Raw genomic sequence first — 17,961 nt, 5'->3', positions numbered from 1 at the left:
TTTTCTATGGTAACATACGTTGGTACTTTAATTATCTACTACATTAGTAAACTAAAGGATTTCGGAGGTTTCACCATGAATGCAGTTGTTTTAGCGGTTGTTTTAATGTTGATATTAAGCTTGCTGCGGGTCAATGTCGTGATTGCGCTGGCACTTGGCGCTTTAGCGGGCGGACTTGCAGGTGGATTAGGTCTAGGGGGAACAGTTCAAGCGTTCACTGACGGTCTTGGCGGAAATGCGACAGTGGCGATTAGTTACGCACTATTAGGTGCATTCGCAGCCGCACTGACGAAAACGGGTCTTCCTGATGCCATGGTCGAAGGAGCTGTGAAGCTTCTTGGAAAAGAAGGCGATTCAAGAAGAAAAACATTATCAAAAGTGCTCATTATTCTGGTCATTTTGATCGTATCTTGTTTTTCTCAAAACGTTGTTCCTGTTCATATTGCCTTTATTCCGGTCTTAATCCCGCCATTATTAAAGGTGTTTAACGAGCTTCAAATTGACCGCAGACTGCTAGCATGTGTGATGACTTTCGGACTTACTGCACCATATATTTTGCTTCCGGTCGGTTTTGGACAGATTTTTCACGGAATGCTTCGTGACAACATGAAAGATGCAGGTTTAACAGTGAATTTAGCAGACATTCCGTATGCGATGCTGATTCCTGTAGGCGGCATGGTTCTTGGCTTGATCGTTTCACTCTTTGTCTATCGTAAGCCAAAAACATATGAGAATCGTGACATTACGGATGTAGAAAAATCAGCATATACAAAAAAGAGCTTATTCTTTGCTGGACTTGCGATCCTTGTATCACTTATTGTTCAGTTATATCTCTCTCAAAGCCTTGGAGTCGAAGGGATGATCTTCGGTGCGCTTGCAGGCTTGCTTGTCTTGTTTGTAACGGGAATGATGAAACGCGATGAAGCAGATGCGCTGATTACATCTGGCATGAACATGATGGCATTTATCGGATTTGTCATGCTTGTTGCAGCTGGATTTGCCAATGTTTTAACGAAAACAGGAGATATTGAATCTCTCGTCAAGGCGTCTTCTCAATTTATCGGAAACAGCCAAAGCTTAGCGGCTATTTTAATGCTACTGGTGGGTCTGCTAGTGACAATGGGCATTGGCTCATCATTTGCAACGATTCCGATTATTACGACGATCTTTGTCCCGCTTTGTTTACACTTAGGATTCAGCCCGATGGCGACTATTGCGATTATTGGTTCAGCTGCGGCGGTAGGAGATGCAGGTTCACCTGCAAGCGACAGTACACTCGGACCAACATCTGGACTGAATATGGATGGACAGCATCACCACATTTGGGGTACATGTGTCCCAACATTCGCTTTTTATAATATCCCGCTCGTCTTGTTCGGCTGGCTTGCGGCAATTATGCTATAAATGAAAAAAGGTTCCTTACTCATAGAGTAAAGGAACCTTTTCTGATATTAGGAAGCTGTTTGTTCTTTTCGAAAGGATGTGGCTTTTGAAACTGATCGATAAATTTTAGGTGCCAGCATCGCAAGGAGGATGGTCAGCGCATAGTCTTTTACCATAAACCAAATCATGAAGAACCATGTAGTTTGATAAGAGATTGGTGCGTTCAGCCATACATTTAATGCGATGTATGTATAAGTTGTCCCGATCACATACATCACGGTCGTTCCTGCAATGGCTGCAAATAAAAAGCGGCCAAAACCAGGGTTTTGTCTTTTTTCAAGAATGAATCCGGCAAGCCAAGCAGCAGGAATGTATGATAACACAAAGCCACCGCTTTTTCCTAAAATAACGCCGAGACCCGCCGAGAACTGTGCGAATACAGGTGCACCAGCGATCCCAACAAGAGCATAGACAATCATGGCCAATGCGCCAAGTCGTCTGCCCAACAAAAGACCAGCAAGCACACAAAAAAACGGCTGCATCGTAAGTGGGATTCCGCCGACCTGTAAAAATGGCACAATGGATGTGATATTGGCTCCGATAGCCATGAGTGCAGCAAACATCCCGACGAGCACAAAGTCAGCTGTTCTTGTCTTCTTTTGCATGATATTTCCCCCTGTCTTATCTGTACAAATAGATTAAGGGGAAGAGGTTTTTTTGTCAACTCATTTTTATTTTAGGTTAACAATAAAACCCGCCCCTGAAAAGGGCGGGCTAGATATTAAGCTTCGGTCATGGAAGAGGTTTCAAGGGCTTTACTAACAGGCACATAATCATAGCCGAGATCACGAGCGACAGCTTCATAGGTGATATGTCCGTTCATCACATTGACGCCTTCAGCAATTGTCTTGTTTTCTTTGATCGCTTTTGCAGCGCCTTTATTTGCAATCTGCAGTGCGTATGGGACCGTGACGTTTGTTAAAGCAACTGTCGATGTTCTCGGAACCGCTCCTGGCATATTGGCAACAGCATAATGTAAAATGCCGTGCTTTTCATAAGTAGGCTGATCATGTGTTGTGATATGATCGATTGTTTCCACAATCCCGCCTTGGTCAATGGCTACATCGACAATGACAGAACCAGGCTTCATTTGTTTCACCATTTCTTCTGTGACAAGGGTTGGAGCTTTGGCACCTGGGATGAGAACCGCACAAATAAGCAGGTCTGCCTCGCTCACTGAATCTGCAATGTTAACAGGATTAGACATTAACGTTTTCATTTGATGACCAAACTGATCGTCCAGCTGACGTAATCGTTCTGCATTTACATCAATAAGGGTGACATCTGCGCCAAGCCCGATCGCCATTTTCGCTGCATTTGTTCCAACGACACCGCCGCCAATAATAGTGACTTTCCCTCTCGATACTCCTGGCACGCCGGCGAGCAAAATGCCTTTTCCGCCTTTTGGTTTTTCTAAAAATTGAGCACCAATCTGAGCAGCCATTCTACCTGCTACTTCAGACATTGGCGTTAATAGAGGGAGTGATTTTCCGTCCGTTACCGTTTCATAAGCAATGGCTGTTACACCTTTTTGTTTTAATGCTTCAGCCAAGGAGGGCTCTGCTGCAAGGTGCAAGTACGTAAATAAGATCAGACCTTCTCTGAAATAAGCATATTCTTCTGGTAATGGTTCTTTTACCTTCATAATCATATCAGAAGATGCCCACACATCTTTCGCTTGATCAAGAATCTCTGCACCAACAGATACATAATCGTCATCAGTGAATCCGCTTCCAAAACCAGCGTTCGTTTCAATTAAAATCTGGTGTCCAGCTGAAAGCAATTGAGATGCTGCTCCTGGTGTTAATGCGACCCGGTTTTCATTGTTCTTAATCTCTTTCGGAATGCCGATGATCATATCAATTCCTCCTATGCTTATCTATTGATATTGTATGTCTAGTGTATCCTGAAAGTTTAGAAAATTCTTCAGTTGAATGAAAAAATTAAAAAACGTCTCTTTGTGAAATTTCACAAAGGGACGTTTTTTAGCTTCATATCAAGATAAATGGTCATTTTCTCATTCATGTTTTTTAAATCAATTTCTGCAATGTCCGTAATCCGCTTTAGTCTGTAATTCAGTGTGTTGATATGAATATTTAACTGCTTTGCGGCGATATTGGCGTTGCTGTCACAATCAATAAATCGTTCAAGGGTCTCGACGAGGTTGGAATGATGCCTGAGATCGTAATCCTCAAGCTTTGATAAAGAGTAACTGGAATAAGACGATCCCTTTCGTTTTTCAGCAAGCACATCTAAATATTGATAAATACCCAGTTCAGAAAAGCTGTTTAATTGTTCTGTTTCCACAGGAAAGCGTTCTTTTGTTTTTAAGACGGCCAGTGCTTCTTTATAGGATGGCTGAATATGAGTAATGTGATCGTAAATTCCACCAATGGCCGCCTGAACGTCATGGAGCTGATACCGATCAGACAACTGCTTTAGCATGCCGCTTGTGAATTGTTTAATATCTTGAAGCGGATGTTCTGTTTTTGGCGAGACAAGAATAATGAATTCGTTAAAATCAACAGTCGTTAAAAGCACCTGCACTTGCTGCGTTGTTTCAAGTAGATAGGAGAGCTTCTTTTCCGTATCTTCTGTCAGTTCATCACGAAGGCGAAAGATAATAATGGCATACGTGTCTGGACACCTCATCCCAAGTCTCAAGAAGAGATCAAGCATCTCATCCTTTTCATGAATATGTCCTGTGAGCATCTTCCAAAATAGCTCCTGATTGCGTTCTTCTGTTTTCGTTTTTCGAATTTGTAAATTGAGTAATTTGTTTTTCACGGCATGTGCTGCCATCTTGAGAAGGTCCATTTCTTCATCTGAAAAAGGCTGCGTGGATTCAATTGCCCAGATAAAGCCGAGCACCTCTTTGTCTTTCCATATGGAAATGGCAACCCTGCTGGATAGACCGACTTCTGCAATTTGAGGTACGCGAAGCGGTTCATCTGTTTTAAGGAGTGTAGGAATGATACCGTCTTTCCAAAGCCGATTAATGACTTTTTCCGGTACACGGCGGGAGATAATGGTTGAAGTTCTGGCGGGATCAGTGAAATCATTATGTGTGCTATAGGCTAATAATCGATGATGAGTATCTTCTATAGTAATAGGGCAATTGAGCACATCACTAATTTGGTCTGCCACATCCTCTAAACGATCAAGGCTATACTTAAATGGATCTGTCTTTTTTGTCATAAAAAACCCCTGCTTTTTCGAATATTTCACGTACTTACATTATGAAGAGAATCAGGTACGTAAATCAACAAGAAAATGCCATAATCATTAAAAAAACAAAAAGCTTGAGAAATGAGCACATTGGTCATGCGTTGATCACAAAAAGAAATAGTACAATAATAATGTAGTAAAAAATCAATAGGCGGAAAGATTCATCGAAGTGCACGCCCTTTTATTAAGAATATATGACCAAAAAATTGTTAAATACTAGATAAAGAGCGAAAAAACAGTAATTCTATAGACTCATTTTGTAAAATAAAAACAGATTTGTTTGACTGTGTATCATTTCTGTTTTTATAATAATAACGTCAAAAAATAAGTGGATTAGCCCATTATATGGCGGCTATGCACGGGAGGTAATGAGGAATATGTCAGGAATTATTCGCGTAACCCCAGAAGAACTAAGAGCGACCGCTAAGCAATATGGTGTTGAAAGTCAAGAAGTGTTAAACCAAGTTGATCGTCTAAATAGAATGATCTCTGACCTAAAAGGAATGTGGGAAGGTGCTTCTAGTGAAGCATTCGCTGATCAATACGAACAGCTTAAACCTTCATTCATCAAAATGTCTGATCTATTAACAGATGTCAGCAATCAGCTTGATCAAACTGCAAATACACTTGAAAGCACTGACCAAGACATCGCTAGCCAAATCCGCGGCTAATCAAGGGGATTTCCTTTCTAAGTGTGAAAAGCAGAAAAAGCGCCGAGTCTGTCAGTTGATGCCGGCGCTCTTTCTATTTTGTGAGGTGGAAATTTGTGTATATCGATATTACCATCGACTTAAAAAACTATGATGGCAGTGTGTTTGATTTGAGACTATCAAATTATTTACATATTAAACAAGTCATCCATATCGCCTGGCAGGCAAAACAAATCTCATTACCTAAACGAGATGGCGGATGGGTGCGTGTAGTCAATAAGAAAGCTGTGTTTTCAGGCGAATATAAGCTGTCAGACTGTGGAATCACCACAGGAGACAGGCTGGAAATACTATGAAAGGACTTTTGTAAATGGCAGATAAAAAGAGTTCCTATTTAGAAGAACAATTAGAAGCAGTCATGAAAAAAGAGGAAGGCACTTACACCTTCATTTTTCAAAGAGAGACAATTAAACTCTTAGACGGTTTAGAAGCGGCACCGATTAAAGACATCAATCCTTCATTTAAAAAAGAGATCCAATTAACCGAAGGTGAGGTCATCATTTCGATTCAACCGCCTCCTGCCTATCAGGAATTTCGTTTTATCCATGCAAAGGATGAAAAAAGCAAATGGATTTTTTCATACCAGCTTGTCGATGCAGTGTGCAAACACGACGTGAAGCGGCTGCATCCTATTGTTTCTCCTGAAAACATTGTTTTTCATCAAGGCTTAGCGCCTGCATTTTTGCATTACGGGGTCAAAGAAAGCATCCCGCCATATGAAACCGACGAACATCGTCTGTTAAAAGAGGTCAAAGCCGTCATTCTTCGAGTGGTGGACCATGAATATCAGTTTCAAGAATATTTGGCTTATCATGATACGTTGAAATTATCTGAGCAGGCAAAGGAAATAAGTGATACACAGTCGCTGGAAGAATTGTCTGCTTTGATTCAACAAAAAATAGAAGCCATCGAAGCAAAAGAAAAGACGCTCTTAACCATTCCAAAAAAGAAATGGAAGATTGAACGATACATTGGACTTGGTCTCCTTGTTCTTTTGATTCCTGCATTGGTGTATACCATTTACACGTTCTTTTTCGCCATGCCGAAACAAGAAGCGTATGTGGAAGCGAACAAATATTATCTCAACAAACAGTACAGCCAAGTGGTGGATACGCTCGAAAAATACAAAGCCGATCAAATGCCAGTCTCTCTTCAATATGAACTGGCCATTTCGTATGTGCAAACGAATCAAGGAAATCTATTGCTTGACCAGCACAAAAAAGAAATCACGGATACGTACACATTGCAGACAGACCCGCAATACTTCCTGTTCTGGATTCATATTGGACAAGGCAATAGCAAGGAAGCTCTGGATATTGCAAGGGTGCTCGGGGACGACCGATACATATTCACAGCACTCGTCGCCTACCGCAATGAAATTCAAAATGACGACAGCCTATCTGCTGAAGAAAAACAAAAACAGCTAGATCCAATCATTAAGGAAATGGCGAAGTATGAAGAAAAAGAAACAACGGAGACGAGCACCAATGACTCCTCAGATGCAAGCCAAACAGATGAAACAGCTGAACAAAAAGAGCAGTCGAAAGCCGATCAGGAGAAAAAAGAGAAAGAATCTGATGCAAAAAAGAAAACCTCTCAGACGAAAAAAGATGAGAAAAAATAATTCTTTCGATACAACTGACAGTTGGTGCTGTCCGATGAGGAGGTGGAGCGTTTGAGTCTTCTATGGGTTTTTTATGAAGAAGATTATCAAACCGTCCGTTTAGATGAGCAGTTCAACCGGGAAGCTGTGATTGGACCTGAAATAGAGCATACAGTAACGATTCCTTCCCTTTCGTTTGATGAAGGATTGATTCGTTTATCTCCAGATGAAACGAATGACGGCTTTTCTCTTTATCAGGGCGAAAAAAAGAAAGGTCACTTACTTCCACATGAACCATATCAGGTTGGTTCACTCACACTCATGTTGATGGATTCACATCATGATCAAACCATTTATTACCTAGGAAATAGAGTCGAAGTGACTATTTCAAGTGAAGAAATAGATGAAGCGGATGTGTGGAAAGAACAAGCCCATTCAATGTTTCAAGATGCCAAATCCTTCACGTTGGAAAAAATAGAAGGCGCTTGGTATGTGATTCCCCAAGATGAAACGATCTATGTGAACGGGAAACAGCTGCACGGTCCACAGCAACTTCTTGCTGGAGATGAGCTGTTTTGGAACTTTTTGACGCTGTCATTGAAAGATGATGATTTATTGCAAGTAACAGCATTTGAACCATTTCAAACACGTTTAGAAAAAACAAGGCCGCCAAGTACCGAAACGAAACAAAAATATCCTTTATATAGACGAACACCACGTTTGATTTACGATCTGCCAGATGACCGGGTGTCTTTCAGCTTTCCTTCACAGGAGAGTGAAAATAACGGCAGAGGACTTTGGCTCGTGGTTCTTCCGCCGCTTGTCATGCTGATTGTCATGGGAATCGTGGCCCTTGTACAGCCGCGCGGTATCTTTATTGTCGTGTCGATGGCGATGTTTATTATGACGTTAATTACTTCGTCCGTTCAATATTTTAAAGAGAAATCACAGCGCAAAAGACGAGAAGAGAAGCGGCAACGCGTTTACTCTCTTTACTTAGAAAATAAGCGAAAAGAGCTGCAAGAGCTGTATGACCGTCAACAATTTATTTTAACGTATCATTATCCGTCTTTTGAACAAATGAAGTATTTGACGTCAGAAATCAGCGGGCGTATTTGGGAAAAGACGCTTGTCAGTGATGATTTTTTACAGCTGCGTCTAGGGACAGGTGCAGTTCCTTCAAGTTATGAATTATCGACGAGCGGCGGCGATATGGCCAATCGTGACATCGATGACTTAATGGAACAAACCCAGCATATGCAAAACGTCTATCGCGAGGTAAAAGATGTACCGATTACGTTCGGTCTTGCGGACGGTCCAACCGGATTAATAGGAAAACCGGCAATTGTCAAAAATGAACTTCACCAGCTTGTCGGTCAGCTTGCTTTCTCGCACAGCTATCATGATTTGAGATTTGTTTTTATCTTTAATGAACAGGAGTATGAGAACTGGGAATGGATGAAATGGCTGCCGCACTTCCAACTTCCTCATACATACGGGAAAGGGTTTATATATAACGAACAAACACGTGATCAGCTCTTGTCTTCTATTTATGAAATTTTGCGAGAGCGTGATCTGGAAGAGGAAAAAGAGAAAAAAATCTTTACGCCTCACTTTGTGTTTATCGTGACAAACCATGAACTCATTGCGGAACATGTGATTTTAGAATACCTAGAAGGCAGCCGGACGGATTTAGGCATCTCAATTATCTTTGCGGCAGAAACAAAGGAAAGCTTGGCTGAAAATATTTCAACGCTTGTTCGTTACATTAACGAAGAAGAAGGAGATATTCTCATTCAGCATAAGAAGGCCGTACGAATTCCATTTCAGCTGGATGCACATGAGCGAGCGGACAATGAGCTGTTTGCCAGAACCTTAAGAACATTAGATCATCAAGTCGGGATGACCAACTCGATTCCAGAAACGGTTTCCTTCCTTGATCTGTTTCATGCCAAACAGGTAGATGACATTGGCATTCGTGAAAAATGGCTGACATCTGAAACAGCAAAGTCATTATCTGTGCCTATCGGTTATAAAGGAAAAAACGATATTGTCGATCTGAATCTGCATGAAAAAGCACATGGCCCACATGGTCTATTAGCAGGAACAACGGGATCAGGAAAAAGTGAGTTTTTACAGACGTATATTTTATCCTTGGCTGTACACTTTCACCCGCATGAAGTGGCGTTCCTGCTCATTGATTACAAAGGGGGCGGAATGGCGCAGCCGTTCCGAAATATTCCGCACTTACTTGGTACGATCACAAACATTGAAGGCAGCAAAAACTTTAGTGAAAGAGCGCTTGCCTCTATTAAAAGTGAACTGAAGAAAAGACAGCGCTTGTTTGATCAGTATCATGTGAATCATATCAATGACTATACGAAACTCTATAAAGAGAAAAAGGCGGAACAGCCGATGCCTCATTTGTTCTTAATCTCTGATGAGTTTGCTGAATTAAAAAGTGAAGAGCCAGAATTTATTAGAGAGCTTGTTAGTGCCGCGCGGATTGGACGAAGTCTCGGTGTCCATCTCATTTTGGCGACTCAAAAGCCTGGCGGGGTCATTGATGATCAAATTTGGAGTAACTCCCGCTTTAAAGTCGCATTAAAGGTGCAAGATGCATCAGACAGTAAGGAAATTTTGAAAAATAGTGATGCTGCGTCGATAACCGTGACAGGTCGTGGATATTTACAAGTGGGGAACAATGAAATCTATGAATTATTCCAGTCGGCTTGGAGCGGTGCACCGTATATGGAAGATGGCTACGGATCAGAAGATGACATCGCCATTGTAACGGACACTGGACTGATCCCATTATCAGGGGTAAGTACAGAGCCGGCTGTGAAAAAAGAGACAGTGACGGAAATTTCCGCTGTTGTGGATGAAATTGAACGTATGCAGCAAGAGCTTGGAATTGAAAAGCTTCCGAGTCCATGGCTTCCACCGCTTGAAGAGCGGATTCCAAAAACACGTTATGCATCAAGTGAGGAGCACGTCTTCCATTTCGCTCTTGTCGATGAGCCAGATCAGCAAAGCCAGCATCCACTTTCTTATCAAATGATGGAGGATGGAAATATTGGCATCTTCGGTTCATCCGGCTACGGCAAATCACTTGCTGCAACAACACTGCTCATGAGCTTCGCAGAAAGATATTCACCTGAAGAATGGCATGCATATATTTATGACTTCGGTAACGGCACCTTGCTACCGCTTGCCAAACTTCCGCATACGGCTGATTATTTCTTAATGGATCAAATGAGAAAGATTCAAAAGTCGATGAAGCGTCTTCGTGAAGAGGTTGAATATCGCAAGCGTTTATTTAGACAGCAGGAAATGAGTCATATCAAAATGTACAATGCGCTGAATGAGAAAAAGCTTCCATTCATATTTATCGTGATTGACAACTTTGACATTGTGAAAGACGAAATGCATGAACTCGAATCTGAATTTATTCAGTTAAGCCGTGATGGACAGTCGTTAGGCATTTATTTCTTAATCACAGCGACTCGTGTCAACGCAGTCCGTCAATCTCTTATGAACAACTTGAAAACAAAGATTGTCCATTATTTAATGGATCAAGGAGAGGCATACTCCATTATTGGCAGACCGAAATTCAGCTTAGAGCCGATTCCAGGACGAGTCATTATCAACAAAGAAGAGCTTTACTTTGCACAAATGTTCCTACCAGTTGAAGGAGAGAACGATCTCGAATTGTTTGAGCATTTAAAACAAGAGATCCAGCTTCTAGATGCTCGCTTTGAATCAGCTGAAAAACCAAAACCTGTACCAATGCTTCCTGATAAGCTGACCATTTGGGAGCTAGAGAGTCGCTTAGAAGAACAAAAACAGCCGTATGACATTCCAGTCGGACTAGATGAGGAATCTGTTGCACCTGTTTACTTTGACTTGAAGAAGAATAAACACTGCCTCATCATCGGTCAAACGCAGCGAGGGAAAACAAATGTGACCAAACTAATGCTTGATCAGCTATTAGTAGCAAAACCTGAGAAGCTGGCCGTCTTTGATTCGATTGATCGGGGGCTCTCTCATTATGCAAAAGAAGAGAACATTGATTACCTTGAAACAAAGGATGATATCACAGAATGGGCAGAGGAAATAGATCGTTTATTCAAGGTGCGTGAAGAGATGTACGTCGAAGCTGTGCGCCGGGGAGAGACTGATCAGTTGTCGTTCTCTCAAATTGTGCTTGTGATTGATGGCATTACGCGTTTTCAGCAGACAATCGATCCACGTCTTCAAGATCAATTGGCTGATTTCATGAAGTCATATGCACACTTAGGCTTTAGCCTGATCGCGTCAGGAAATCATACCGAATTCAGTAAAGGCTATGATGCACTCACAAACGAAATCAAACAAGTTCGTCATGCCATGTTACTGATGAAAAAATCAGAGCAAAACATCATACCGCTTCCGTATGCAAGACAAGAACCAGAGATTCAGCCAGGATTCGGATATTTGGTTGAAAACGGGAAAGAGAAGAAAATCCAGGTTCCTTTATGTGCGGTAGAAAGGAAGAGTGTTCAATGACAGAGCAGCAAAAAAGCTCCATCAAAATCGTGTCGACCATGATACTGATTCTCGTCTTGCCGGTTCTATTTTTCCATCTCATTGGGGATGATCCGGCAAAACAGAAAAAGAATGCCACACGTAACATTGCCGTGGTCAATGAAGATATGGGGGCGAGCGAAAGTGAAAATACCGCTCGTTTTGGACAGGATGTGGTGGCGGCATTATCAGAGCGTCCAGATTACACATGGACAGTCGTCAATCGAAGTGCGGCAGAAAATGGCCTGAAAAATAGAAAGTACGATGCAGTTCTCTATATTCCATCTGACTTCTCTAAAAATGTGCTGAGCTATGATAAGGATCATCCAGAGAAGGCATCTATCCAATTCTCAATCCAAGATCAGCTCAATGCAGTGAATAAAGAAAAAGTACAAAGAGAGCTAGAAAATGCTCAAAAGAAAATGAATGAACAAATGTCGACTTTATATTGGAGTTTTGTATCACAGGAAATCGGCAATGTCAGAGAAGAGTTTGAGCATATTGTTGGCAAAGAGGTCGAATTCCAAAACACGATGTACAACTTCTATAAGCCAAATTCAAACAAACTATCTGATGCCGTCCAGCAGCAGAAGAAACAAATAGAAGAACTAAAAAATGCGATGGCCGATTCACAAAAACAGTATAAAGACGGTTTAAGTACAACAGAAGAAGCGAAAAGCCAGCTGAAGGATTTCGTAAAAGTAGTCGATCAATATCAGCAGTATCAAGACAAACAAAAGGATCTCTTGATCAAAGCGCAATCGACAAGCAAAAAACAAATCCAGCAAGGACTCAAACAGCTTGCGGAGATTCAAAACCAAAATGCCCGCAGCTTTAGCGATCAAATGGGCGGACTCAAAACCAATATCAATGGGGTCCAAAGTCAGCTCAAAACAACGGACAGCGCAATTCAATCTGTTCAAAAGTCGAGGGAAGAAGCTATACCTAAGCAATCGACGGGATTAAAGGAACTTGTGAAGACGTCTCAAGAAGAACTGTTGAAGGATTATGAAGGTCAATACTTAGAGGCCTATAAAAGTAAGATCATCGCCTTGCAGAATAAGCTAGAAGCAAAAAGGCAAGAGCTAATCAACGCACCCGAGCAGCCAGCTGATCCTGATGATGACGGGCAATCAGATCAAGATAATGAGAACCCAGAAGAGATTGGCATTAACTTAGATGATGAAACAAATGAACTCTCGCAAATTTCATCAGAAATGAACGATCTAGCTAATCAATTAGAAGATCAGACTGCACCTCCTACTAATGAAGATGATAAAGAGGGTGAAAACGGTCAGGATGCTGTTCAGCCAGATAACAGCGGCACGGATCAATCAAAAGATGACCTAAAAGCACTGTCTAATCGTTTAGAAGAAGTGAAAAAGAAGATTCAAGAAAAAGCGGCCGCTCATAACGACCAATTGAAAGACAAAGTAAGTCAAATGAGTAAGGAGCTTGAAAGCCTCACGAAAAAAGTAGAGAAGCTTGAAAAGATGATTCTAAGGTTACAAGATCGATATAACGTCATTCCGAATGAAATCAAAAATCAGGAATCCTCTATTTTAAACAAAGTGCAAGAGCTGAAACGAGTAAACTCGCCGATTGGCAACACTGTGAATACGAAAATATTTGATCAAGAGTTTAAAACAAATTCAACAAGCACCAAAAAATTAATGGAATACTCCAATCAACTGTCTCAGCTAGAGATGATGCTTGGGAATCTATATCAACCAACAAACAACTCATCACTACTAGACACAAAAGGAGATGAAATCCAGTCCATCCTTTCCATCAAAAAAGAAGAAACGGAAAACTGGGATACACTCAAAAATCAAATGCTGACGTCAAATGATGATGTGTCTACCTTTATTGATGAGATGCAAAAATTCTCAGATGGCTACGCAGAATACATTTCGACTCAGCAGGCAAGCATGGAACAGGAGTTAAATGCCATTTCTGAAAGTGCGGACACAGTAGCTGAACAAATGGCTGATCAAGGAGATGCGGTGTATACGGCAGACCTTGCGGGCAGTTCGATTGTTGTGAGTGCACAGGATTCAATTGGTCAGGAAGTGCTTCGTCTTTCTGAGAATATGAGTTCGTTAACCGACCGCCAAAAAGGGGTGGCGGATTATACGAATAATATTGAAGAAAGTGTCACAACCGTTCAAGAAAAAGCAGATACGTTGAACGAAAACTGGAGTAAGAATGTCAATTCTACGAAGCTTGTTCAACAAGATTTAAAGGGTATTTTAGGCAACACTTTAGACGATCAAGGCAACAGCAACTATGTGTATAACCATTTAGCCAATCCGCTGAAAATTAGCGGCGATGTGCCAGAAGAAAAAACGCAGACTGTACCGCCAGTAGTCATTTTGGTTATTGTGATGATCAGCAGTTTGTTGATTGGCTTTTTTAGCTCGTACTATGCGTCAGCGCCAATGCTGGTCAAAGGTGCACTGTTTGGTATTTTAAATCTGCTAGTCGGGCTCATGATCAGTCTGTTTGGACTCAACATTTACAAACTAGCTGATGACCAAGCCATTCAATGGTCGATCTTTACGATTTTGCTGCTAGTGGCATGCTCTGCCTTTATTCGCACAGCTTTCCTTTTCGGTTCAATTGCCGGGTGGATGGCAGCAACGGCGCTTATATTCTTCTTTGTTGCACCGTTAATTGATTTGGTCATGCCAAACTTCCATTTTACAAATCCAGTGACAGACGTGTATCTGTCCATCCAATATGGAAATGGAGACAACTTCGGTATGGGCATCACAGGGCTACTGATTTTAACGATATTGTTCATGGTCATTCCACTAGTGAAGAAGCTATGGAAAGACAAAATAGAGGAACGTGATGTCACTCATGAGGCTTAATCTATTCGTCAAAGGGATGGCACTTGGTGTCATATCCCTTTTTCTCCTCAGTCCTGCTGCTTTTGCTGCTACAGGTGAAGATACTGATACGAATGTCAAGCCGAATGAATATCAAGAAAAGAACCTCAATATTAATTCGAGTATATTGAGGGATCAAACGAAATACGAACAAAGCAAAGCAACATCTAAAGTCAAAACGGACATTCACTTTGCTGACCCGCCTAAGACCTCTGGTGGTCAACTTTCGCCACAAATTTTTAGTGATCTGAAAGAAAATCCGCCTAAAACGCCAGCTCGTATGATGAAAGAGATGAATATCTCTTTCAGCGATTCGGCTGTATCAACTCCTTCTGGCGATGATCATGAAAAGCAGAGATCGGCGCTTCTGCCAATCATTTTTGGCATCTTGATCGCCTGTGGCATCATTGTCATGATCATTCTGATTCCAAAGGTGAATGTGAAGACGGAAAAGAAATAGCCTGCCTTTTGAAAAGGGCAGGCTTTTCTTTATGCAGATTGCTTGATGTGATACCGATTCACTATTTAAAATAGTGTTATCAAGGGAGGAGATTGTCATTCGAATTTCAATCGTCACAGGCGGATCAAAAGGATTTGGTTTAGCACTTGTCAAACAGCTACTTTCACGTGGGGATAACGTGTATACCGCTGCAAGAAGTGAGTCGCCACTATCCCACCCACACCTCACGCATTCACAGGTTGATCTCACTGATGAGGAATCGGCTGCAAAGTGGCTTCAGGGCATCTTGTCCTCGCAAACTCTCGCAGACGCTGATGACGTCTTGCTTGTCAATAATGCAGGAATGGTGACTCCTATCAAACGTGCAGGGCAAGGCGGAGAGGATACGCTTCATCAGCATTATACGCTGAACCTTGTCATCCCTGTTTTGCTCAGTCATGTGTTTGTGAGAGAGACACAATCCTTTGAGGGGAAGAAAACCATCGTGCATCTTTCTTCTGGAGCAGCTAAAAACCCGTACAAAGGATGGAGTGCCTATTGCAGTTCAAAAGCAGGGCTTGATATGTTTATGAGGACTTTACATGAGGAACAGCAGGACGAAGCATATCCTGTCACCACGTTTTCCTTTTCACCCGGTACGATTGATACGGATATGCAGGGAGAGATTCGGAAATCCTCCAAACAGGACTTTGAACAAATTGAACGGTTTCAGCAATTACATGAAACAGGTACGCTAAAGAGCCCAGATGAAGTGGCCGGTATTTTACTCGACCTTCTAGCAGATGACCCAGCTGGCGGTTGTGTATACGATGCCCGTGAGTATGAAAAAAAGCAGTCATAACGGCTGCTTTTTTCGTATTGTACAAGCAAAGACAGCTTATCGAGCATAAGCTAATTTTGAGACTCATCGGAAATATGACAGAACATTTGAGTTTCTTTTCAGAATATGTTAGGATGCTAAAAATATAGATAAGGAGGGGTTTCCATGAGAAAGGTTACATTAATGGATGTTTACACCCATCCAGTCGCTCAAAAATATTTAAATCGTTCAGGAAAAGCCCACGCTATTGCTTGTGCTTATCACGCATTCAAACTGGCGATGCAGGCGGGGATTAACCCGGATCTTGCTGTGAAAGCAGCACTCTTGCATGACATCGGCCACTATGAATGGTATACAGCAGGCGGAGAATGGGATTACGAGACATATAGACGAAATGATATTCATGCCATTAAAGGGGCAGAGCGGGCACATAAACTGCTCATACGGCTCGGCGAGGAACCAAAAGCAGCCAAAGAGATTGCCCTTGCGATTTTGCTTCACACAGATTCATATTTGCCAGAGGGCGACCTGCATAAGGACACACTCCAGCAAATTGTGAAGAAAGCAGATGAAATGGACGAAGAGCCTGGTGGACACCATCATTACAGACAAATAGATGAATCACTTGCGCTCCAAAAAATTGCTGATTTGGATGAGAAGGTGCAGCAGGCGCTTCAGCCCATGAAACGCTCTGTTTAATATGGAATATCTCCATGAATCGTTCCGTGCTGATCCACATACAATGTGCGGATCACAGTACGGTTAAATGCCGACGTCCCTGACGCAGTGAGACCTGTGTAATGAACCGTGACGGAATAAGCACCTTCTTTTTTCAATTGAACGGCTGATGAAGAGCTCGTTTTCAGTGGATGATCCTTCTCGGCATCTTTAAAATAAGTGGTCTCTACAGTTTTGCTTAATCGTTTAATCAGCTTGCTCGAATGTGTCGATGCATCTCCTGATTTCGCTGCAGCGATTTTGATTTCTTCATTCAATGGTGAATCAAAGGATACAAGTAGCAAATAAGGATCCTTTTTTCCTGAATTTGATCGAATCGTCCATTTTCCTGGAACGGGTTTATTGATTTGCACATGGTGTGAATAGGCGCCTTCATATGGGAATGATGATTCGGATGTCGTCAAATTGGTTAAAACATCTCCATTTGGCGCAACGATTTCCGGATTGGCTTCCTGTCTTTCATTTAACCACTGAATCGATAGGCCATTCGTTCCTTCCTCTACATAGAACGCTTCTGTTTTATCCTTTTCACTTTCTCCACCTTTCACATAAACGTTTGTATTTAGCTCCGAAGAAACTGGTTCTTGCTCTTGTTCGTCTTCGCTTTCAGCGCTTGCGGTACTTGCACGCAGCTGTGCCTGAAATACGGGGAACATGCTTGTGCCGTTTTTGATCGAAAAGTGATCCCACTTTCCTGTTAAAATATTGTTTGCATATGCTAGCTTTGTGCTGCTGACCGTCACAGCGCCATCGTTTGCACCAAAGCTTTTTAAATACATGCCGCCTAAATAAAGCACTCCGCCAAAGGTTCCCCAATCTGAACCAGAATAGGTTACATACTTATGAGGGAACGTCTCCAGCTGGTCGGTTTCACTTCGAAAAGCTGCCATCATCCCGGTTTGCAGAGAATAGAGCGCGTCGCTCTTTTGTCCAAGGATTTGCGCAAGCCAGCTTCCGCCTTTGCTATAGGCTAAATCCGCAAGCGGCGTCCCATAGTGTGGAGAGCCAAGTGTGATGACTTTCTCTACATATGGATGAGCGTTGTAATACACGAGGGCAGCCTGCGTATCCACTCCGCCTTTACTATGACCGATTACGATCAGTTTTCTGCCGAAAAATTCATAGATTTCTTTTAACTTTTCTGCTAATAGTTTCCCATTCTTTTTCATGTCCTGATCTGGATACAAATCTATGAACGCGCTTTCGTATCCGTTCAGAACAGCTTGTTTTGCCATATCGTTTCGATCAGACCATGTGGAGGAAGAACTGTTTATGCCATGAACAAAAACAAGTGGGGGTTTTGACAGGTCTTTTTGTACCGGTTCTTCTCCTTTAAACCACTTCCCTGGTGTACCAGGTGCATCTCCAATTGTGCCTGCGTGCGCATAACTTGCAGAGGATAGTAAGAGCATGACAGCAACGATACAGATTAATTTTTTCAAGATCATTCACCTCTTCAAATAATTTAAGATGTTGGCAGCACCAATCTATTATACTTC

General features: G+C 42.0%; 13 protein-coding genes. 9 read left to right on the top strand and 4 right to left on the bottom strand.

Annotated features, from left to right (window positions below; genetic code table 11):
- Window positions 1-75 precede the first annotated feature (75 nt).
- Window positions 76-1,404, top strand: coding sequence for a Na+/H+ antiporter family protein (locus N521_RS00835; RefSeq protein ID WP_008345907.1), 1,329 nt, complete (start codon window positions 76-78; stop codon window positions 1,402-1,404).
- 47 nt (window positions 1,405-1,451) lie between these two features.
- Here N521_RS00835 and N521_RS00830 read toward each other — a convergent pair whose 3' ends face one another.
- The 3 genes from N521_RS00830 to N521_RS00820 form a co-directional block, all read right to left on the bottom strand.
- A complete protein-coding gene (locus N521_RS00830) occupies window positions 1,452-2,048 on the bottom strand; it encodes a biotin transporter BioY (RefSeq protein ID WP_008345905.1) in 597 nt (198 codons plus the stop codon).
- Between the two features lie 116 nt (window positions 2,049-2,164).
- Window positions 2,165-3,301, bottom strand: a complete 1,137-nt coding sequence (gene ald, locus N521_RS00825) for an alanine dehydrogenase (RefSeq protein WP_035389283.1) — start codon at window positions 3,299-3,301, stop codon at window positions 2,165-2,167.
- A gap of 110 nt (window positions 3,302-3,411) precedes the next feature.
- Window positions 3,412-4,641 (bottom strand): PucR family transcriptional regulator, encoded by a 1,230-nt coding sequence (locus tag N521_RS00820; protein WP_008345900.1) that lies wholly within the window; start codon window positions 4,639-4,641, stop codon window positions 3,412-3,414.
- A 407-nt stretch (window positions 4,642-5,048) separates the two neighbouring features.
- On the opposite strand from N521_RS00820, the gene N521_RS00815 reads away from it, so the two are divergent.
- The 8 genes from N521_RS00815 to N521_RS00780 all read left to right on the top strand — a co-directional run bounded on the left by N521_RS00815 (window position 5,049) and on the right by N521_RS00780 (window position 16,423).
- On the top strand, window positions 5,049-5,342 hold the full coding sequence (locus tag N521_RS00815; protein ID WP_003213769.1) for a WXG100 family type VII secretion target: 294 nt from the start codon (window positions 5,049-5,051) through the stop codon (window positions 5,340-5,342).
- 95 nt (window positions 5,343-5,437) lie between these two features.
- Entirely contained in the window at window positions 5,438-5,677 is a 240-nt protein-coding gene (locus tag N521_RS00810) for an ESX secretion system protein YukD (RefSeq protein ID WP_008345897.1), read from the top strand.
- 14 nt (window positions 5,678-5,691) lie between these two features.
- Window positions 5,692-7,005 carry a type VII secretion protein EssB gene (gene essB / locus N521_RS00805; RefSeq protein WP_035389280.1) on the top strand — a complete coding sequence of 438 codons (1,314 nt, stop codon included), beginning with the start codon at window positions 5,692-5,694 and terminating at the stop codon, window positions 7,003-7,005.
- A gap of 51 nt (window positions 7,006-7,056) precedes the next feature.
- Window positions 7,057-11,532, top strand: coding sequence for a type VII secretion protein EssC (essC, locus tag N521_RS00800; protein ID WP_035389278.1), 4,476 nt, complete (start codon window positions 7,057-7,059; stop codon window positions 11,530-11,532).
- Complete coding sequence (gene esaA, locus N521_RS00795; protein WP_035389276.1) at window positions 11,529-14,426, top strand: type VII secretion protein EsaA; 2,898 nt, start codon at window positions 11,529-11,531, stop codon at window positions 14,424-14,426. Before essC ends, esaA begins: the two co-directional genes overlap by 4 nt.
- Window positions 14,407-14,904 (top strand): type VII secretion protein EssA, encoded by a 498-nt coding sequence (gene essA, locus N521_RS00790; RefSeq protein WP_035389274.1) that lies wholly within the window; start codon window positions 14,407-14,409, stop codon window positions 14,902-14,904. Before esaA ends, essA begins: the two co-directional genes overlap by 20 nt.
- A gap of 97 nt (window positions 14,905-15,001) precedes the next feature.
- Complete coding sequence (locus tag N521_RS00785) at window positions 15,002-15,745, top strand: (S)-benzoin forming benzil reductase (protein ID WP_035390161.1); 744 nt, start codon at window positions 15,002-15,004, stop codon at window positions 15,743-15,745.
- A gap of 144 nt (window positions 15,746-15,889) precedes the next feature.
- Window positions 15,890-16,423, top strand: coding sequence for an HD domain-containing protein (locus tag N521_RS00780; RefSeq protein ID WP_017358935.1), 534 nt, complete (start codon window positions 15,890-15,892; stop codon window positions 16,421-16,423).
- On the opposite strand, the gene N521_RS00775 is transcribed toward N521_RS00780, so the two are convergent.
- On the bottom strand, window positions 16,420-17,904 hold the full coding sequence (locus N521_RS00775) for an esterase/lipase family protein (protein WP_035389272.1): 1,485 nt from the start codon (window positions 17,902-17,904) through the stop codon (window positions 16,420-16,422). The genes N521_RS00780 and N521_RS00775 overlap by 4 nt on opposite strands.
- Between the last annotated feature and the right edge of the window lie 57 nt (window positions 17,905-17,961).

Origin of the sequence: Bacillus sp. UNC125MFCrub1.1 (genome assembly GCF_000701305.1) — a bacterium.
Taxonomy (GTDB): Bacteria; Bacillota; Bacilli; order Bacillales; family Bacillaceae; genus Bacillus; species Bacillus altitudinis.
The sequence above is the reverse complement of the archived record's forward strand: the minus strand, read 5'-3'. Positions and strand labels throughout refer to the sequence as shown.